The organism is Alienimonas sp. DA493 (assembly GCF_043951915.1).
Taxonomy (GTDB): Bacteria; Planctomycetota; Planctomycetia; order Planctomycetales; family Planctomycetaceae; genus Alienimonas.
Genome location: NZ_JBINJD010000231.1, coordinates 1 through 6233, shown reverse-complemented (window position 1 = coordinate 6233; position 6233 = coordinate 1). Strand labels below are relative to the sequence as shown.

The window sequence follows — 6233 nt, the reverse complement described above, 5'->3', positions numbered from 1 at the left end:
CGAGGCCGTCCGCAGGAGCGCCGACGGGCCGGGATTGGGACAGGAGCCCCGTCGGTCCGGGACTGGGTGTGAGGGACGCGGCGAGGGCGTATCCTCCTGTCGCTCGCCCCGCGCCCCAGAGCCCCCGCCCCTCCCTGTCCATGTCGCTTCGCTTCGCCTGCCTGGCCCTTCTGACCTGCATCGCTCCGGCCTGGGGGCAAGACGACCCCGTCGCCGCGTTGCCCGGGACGGCCGTCGAACGGATCACCGCCGACCTGCGGAAGCTGGCCTCCGACGAATTCGAGGGCCGCGGCCCCGAAACCGAGGGCCTCAAAAAGGCCGCCGACCTGATCCGGGCCCAGATGCAGGCCTCCGGCCTGTCCGGCGCCGCGACGGACGGCGGGTACTTTCAGCCGTTCGACATCACCGTCGGCAGCGCCCCGGAGGCCGAAGAGACCTCCGTCACCCTCGTCGGCCCCGAGGGCGGAGAGCGGGAACTGACGATCGGCGAGCAGATCCAACCGCTCGCCTACGGCGCCGGCGGCTCGGTGCAGGCGGACCTGGTGTTCGCCGGGTACGGCATCACCGCGCCGGACCTCGGCTACGACGACTTCGCCGGGCTGGACGTGAAGGACAAGATCGCCGTGGTCCTCCGCCGCGAACCCCGGCAGGACGACGCCGAGAGCCCCTTCGACGGCACGGCGACCAGCCGGTTCGCCTACATCCGCAGCAAGGTGCAGGCCGCCCAGGACGCCGGCGCCGCGGCCGTGCTGCTGATCAACGATTCCAAGACGGTCGCCGAGGAGGGCGACGTGCTGAGCGCCCCCGACGCCTTCGGCGGCCCGGCGTTCGATTTGCCGTTCGGGCAGATCACCCGCCAACTGGCGGACCAACTGCTGGCGGCGCACCCGATCGAGAGCAAAGCCGGTTTGAAGTTCCATTCGACCGACGCCCTGGAGAAGGGCATCGACGCCGCCCTCGCCCCGATCGGCGGACCGATGGGGTACTCCGCGGACCTCAACTTCAAGTTCGAGCCGAAGCTGGCGAACGTTTATAACGTGGTCGGGGTATTGGAGGGCGAGGGGCCGCACGCGGACGAGACCGTCGTGCTGGGCGCCCACTACGACCACCTGGGCTACGGCGGGACGGGCAGCCGTTCGCCGGGCTCCAACGCGGTGCACAACGGGGCGGACGACAACGGCAGCGGGACCAGCTTGCTACTGGAATTGATCCGCCGTTACGGCGCCCGGGCCGCCGCCGGCGACAAGCCGCCCCGCCGGATGGTGTTCATCGCCTTCAGCGGCGAGGAACGCGGTCTGCTGGGCAGCATTCACTACGTCACCAAGGAGCCGCTGTTCCCGCTGGAGACGACCCGGGCCATGCTCAACTTCGACATGGTCGGCCGTTACGGCGACAACGCCTTTCAGCTGCACGGCATGAGCAGCTCCCCGCAGTTCCCGCCGCTGGTGGACGCCGCCGCGGCCCGCACCGGGGTGATCGTCGACCGGGTCGACGGCGTGCTGGCGGCCAGCGATCACTGGGACTTCATTAAGAAGGAGATCCCGGCGTTTCACTTCTTTACCGGCCTGCATCCGCAATACCACAAGCCGGAGGACGACGTGGAGACGGTGAATTTAAAAGGGGTCGCTGAACTGGCCGATTTTGCCGAGGTCCTCACCGACGGCATCCTGACCGGCGGGGAGCCGCTGGAGTTCACCGAACCGCCGATGTCCCGGCTCGACGGCCGCAAGCAGGCCGAGGGGCGACCCGTGCTGGGCGTGGTGCCCAAGGACCTCCCCGCCGCCGTCGGGGGCGTGGAGATCGATCAGCTCGTCCCGGACGGCCCCGCGGTGAAGGCGGGCTTCCGCGTCGGCGACGTGGTGACGGCCGTCGCCGGCACGCCGGTGGCCGATCTGGTGGGGCTCTCCGCGGCCCTGGACGAAGCGAAGGTCGGGCAGACGGTCGAGGTGACCGTCGACCGCGACGGCCAATCCGAAACGCTGACCGTCACCCTCGGCCCGGCGGAATAGCCTGCCGGCCGGCCGCATTGAAAACCGCGCGGCCGGCGAAACCCCCACAGTTCCTCCAGCTTGCCGCCGGTTGGAAGCTCCCCCCGCACCCCGCTAGCCTAATGCGTCGCTCACCGCTCCCCCCGTTGCGCCCGCCGATGACCGTCCGCCTCGTTCCGCTGTTCCTCCTGGCCGCCGGGCTGTCGGCGGCCGCCACGCTGACGCCCGCCGCCGCCGCCGGCGACTGGGCCTACTGGCGCGGGCCGGAGGGCACCGGCGTCTCCCGCGAGACCGGCCTGATCGACGACTGGAACCCCGGGTACGGCGACGCGGAAGCCAAGAACCTCCTCTGGATCAGCGAGACCGGCGGCCGGGCGACCCCGGCGATCTTCGAGGGCCGGGCCTACCTCAACACCCGCACCGAGGCGGACGTCCGCAAGACGGACGAACTGATCGACGCCCAACAGATGACCGTCTGCTGGGACATGGAAACCGGCGAGGAACTGTGGCGGGACGAGTTCCCCGTCGCCCAGACCGATATCCCCAGCAACCGCGTCGGCTGGGCGTCCCCCACGGTGGATCAGGAGACCGGCAACGTCTTCGTGCACACCGTCGACGGCTCGCTGATCTGCTACTCCCCGAAAGGCGAACGCCTGTGGGAAGTGCAGATGTACGAGCTGCTCGGCCACATCAGCGGCTACGGCGGCCGGACGACCACCCCGATCGTCGACGAGGACCGGGTGATCGTTTCCTTCATCGCCAACGCCGACTACGCGATCGGCGCCCCGCCGCCGCGGCAGCGGTTCTACGCCTTCGACGTGCGGAACGGCAACGTGCTGTGGGCCAGCACCCCCGGCGGCCCCGCCGAGGACACCATCTACACCAACCCCGTCGTTGCCGTGATCGGCGGCGTGCGGCAGCTCATCAGCGGCAACGCCGACGGCGGCCTCTGGAGCATCGAGGCCCGCACCGGTAAGCCGCTGTGGGGCTTCCGCATGAGCAAACGCGGCCTCAACGCCAGCCCCGTCGTCGGCCCGGACGGCCTCGTCTACATCTCCCACGGCGAGGACAACATCGACACCACCGAGGGCGGCCTCGGCCGCGTGCAGTGCATCGATCCAACCCTCGGCACTGGTGCTGACGGACAGGGCGAACTCGCCAGCGGCGACCTCACCGACAACCCCAAGGCCAGCGTCTGGCGGGAGAACGGCACCAAGGCCGGCTACACCGGCCTGCTGTTGCACGACGACATCCTGTACGTCGTCACCGACGTCGGCAAACTGCACGCCTACGACGCCCACTCCGGCGAACGCCTGTGGGTCTTCACCCTCGGCACCGTCGGCAAGGGCTCGCCGGTCTGGGCGGACGGCAAAATCTACGTGATGGAGGCCGCCGGCCGCGTCTGGATCCTCGAACCGTCCCGCGAGGGCTGCGAGGTTCTCAGCGAAGTCGTGCTCCAGGCGGACACGGTGGTCGGCCCGGACGAAACGACCGCCAGCCCGGCAATCTCCGACGGCCGCATCCTGCTGGTCGCCCGCGACCGCACGTACTGCATCGGCGCCCCGGAGCAGGCGAAGGTGACCGTCGACATCCCGGCGCTGCCGATGGAGGCCGACGTGGAGGGACCGCCGGCGACGCTCCGCATCGTGCCGGCGCTGGTCAGCCTCAAACCGGGCGAGAAACAGGAGTTCGAGGTCCGGGCCTACAACGAACATGGCCGGTTCCTGCGGACCGTCTCCGACGCGGAGCTGTCGGTCTCGAAGCCGTTCCAGGGACTGTTGCTCGACGGCCTGACCCTCTCTGTGGACGGCGGTCCGAACCTGCCGGCTGACGGCACGATCACCGCGACGCTGGGCGATCTGACCAGCGACGCCCAGGTGCGGTTCTACCCGCCGCTGCCCTGGAAGTACGACTTCAACGACCTGTCCCCGGACGGCCGCCCGTCGTTCCCGGCGTGGGTCGGAGCCGCGGGCAAGTTCCAGCCGGTCGAGAAGGGGGACGGCGTCTCCCTGCTGATGGCCGGCGGCGAAGCGGCCAAGGGCAAGCCGAGCTTCGACGTCTGGGTCGGCCAGCCCACGATGACGGACTACGTCGTGCAGGCCGACTTCATGGTCGAGGGCCGGCGCCGGCTGGCCAGCGTCGGGATCACCAACGAGAAATACAGCCTGATCTCCAAAGCGAACCGCCTGCGGCTGGAGATTCAGTCCTGGCAGGCCCACCTGCGATTGCAGGCCAGCACGCGGTTCAATATGGAGCCGGGCGAGTGGTACACGATGAAGCTCGCCGTGGAGCAGACCGCCCCGACCGACGCCGACAAAGACGGCTCCGCAATCGTGAAGGGCAAGATCTGGCCGCGGGGCGAGGAGGAGCCGGCGGACTGGACCCTCACCGTTGAGGACCCGCACCCCACGTCCTCCGGCGCCGCGGGGATCTACGCCTACCGGCTCGCCGACAGCTACCTCGACAACTTCGCCGTGCTGCCCGCGGAGTGACCCCCCGCCGGGGGCGGCTCCCGCCCCCGGCCGCCCGCCCCTTCCTTCCCCCGCTCGCCCCCGTTTCGCGGAACGCAATGCCTCCCCGCTCTCGTTTTTCCCTCGCGGCCCTGTCGCCGCTCGCCCTGTTGACCCTCGCCCTGCCGGCCCCCGCCCTCGCGCAGGACGGGGCCGCCCAGGTCGTTGAAGATCCGGCCGCGGCGGTCGCCCGGTGGACCGCGGACGGCGACTGGCCGATGTGGGGCGGCGACCCGTTCCGCAACATGGTCAACGCCGCCCCGACGGTGAACGCTGACTTCCAGCCGGAGACCCGCCGCAAGGAAGCCAAGAACGTCCTCTGGACCGCCCCGCTGGGGTCCCAGACCTACGGCAACCCGGTCGTCGGCGGCGGAAAGGTGCTCGTCGGCACCAACAACGGCGGCGAGTATCGCCCGCAGCACGTCGGCGACCGCGGCGTCGTTCTCTGCTTCGACGAAAACGACGGCTCCTTCCTCTGGCAGCTCACCCGCGAGAAGCTCCCGCAGGGCCGCGTCCACGACTGGCCGGAGCAGGGCATCTGCAGCACGCCGGTCATCGAGGGCGACCGCGTCTGGGTGATCACCAACCGCTGCGAGGTGATGTGCCTGGACCTGGACGGCTTCCGCGACGGCACCAACGACGGCGACTACCAGGACGAGGTCGACGCGGAGAAAGAGGACGCCGACATCCTCTGGAGCCTCGACATGATCGAGGAACTCGGCGTGTTCCCGCACAACCTCGCCACCTCCTCGCCGCTGATCCTCGGCGACAACCTCTACTTCCTGACCAGCAACGGCGTCGACGAGGCCCACCTGGAAGTGCCGGCCCCCCGGGCGCCCTGCTTCCTCTGCCTCAACAAGAACACCGGCGAGATCGTCTGGGAGGACAACACCCCCTTCGACAACATTCTGCACGGCCAGTGGTCCAGCCCCTGCGTCGCCATCGTCGACGGCCAGGCCCAGGTGCTGTTCCCCGGCGGCGACGGCATCCTCTACGCGATGGACCCTGCCGGCGACGGCGACGGCGGCGGCAAGATCCTCTGGCAGTTCGACCTGAACCCCAAGGACAGCTACTGGGAACTCGGCGGCCGCGGCACCCGCAACGCGGTCATCGCCACCCCGGTGTTCGCCGATGGCTACGTCTACGTGGGCGTCGGCCAGGACCCGGAACACGGCGAAGGCGTGGGCCACTTCTACAAGATCGATCCCACCGGCTCCGGCGACGTCTCCCCGACGCTGATGGAGGACGACAAGATCGTCCCCAACCCCAACAGCAAACAGGTCTGGCACTACGGCGGCGAGGATACGGACGGCAGCGTGACCGGCAGCAAGGGCGAGCTGATCTACCGCCGCACGATGAGCACCGTCGCCGTCCACGACGGCCTGGTGATCGCCCCGGACCTCTCCGGCTTCGTCCACTGCCTCGACGCCGAGACCGGCAAGCGGCTGTGGGTCTACGACATGTTCGCCGCCTGCTGGGGCTCCCCGATGGTGGCCGACGGCAAGATCTTCGTCGGCGACGAGGACGGCGACCTCACCGTGATGGAACTGGGCCGCGAGGAGAACGTGATCGAGGAGAAGATGTTCTCCTCCTCCGTCTACAGCACCCCGACGATCGCCCACGGCAAAATGTTCGTCTCGGACCGCTCTCGGCTGTACTGCTTCGACGTCGACGGCGAGTGACCGCCGCGGCGGAGAACTGAACCCGGTCGCCCAAGCGTCCCGGACCCTCCGAG

At 69.6% G+C, this 6233-nt stretch carries 3 protein-coding genes; all 3 read left to right on the top strand.

Annotated features, from left to right (window positions below; genetic code table 11):
• The first annotated feature begins 140 nt into the window (after positions 1–140).
• On the top strand, positions 141–2009 hold the full coding sequence (locus ACG2DA_RS21320; RefSeq protein ID WP_395258515.1) for a M28 family peptidase: 1869 nt from the start codon (positions 141–143) through the stop codon (positions 2007–2009).
• A 137-nt stretch (positions 2010–2146) separates the two neighbouring features.
• Positions 2147–4480: a PQQ-binding-like beta-propeller repeat protein gene (locus ACG2DA_RS21315; RefSeq protein WP_395258514.1), complete on the top strand. Its 2334-nt coding sequence runs from the start codon at positions 2147–2149 to the stop codon at positions 4478–4480.
• 77 nt (positions 4481–4557) lie between these two features.
• Complete coding sequence (locus tag ACG2DA_RS21310) at positions 4558–6180, top strand: PQQ-binding-like beta-propeller repeat protein (RefSeq protein ID WP_395258512.1); 1623 nt, start codon at positions 4558–4560, stop codon at positions 6178–6180.
• Positions 6181–6233: the final 53 nt, after the last annotated feature.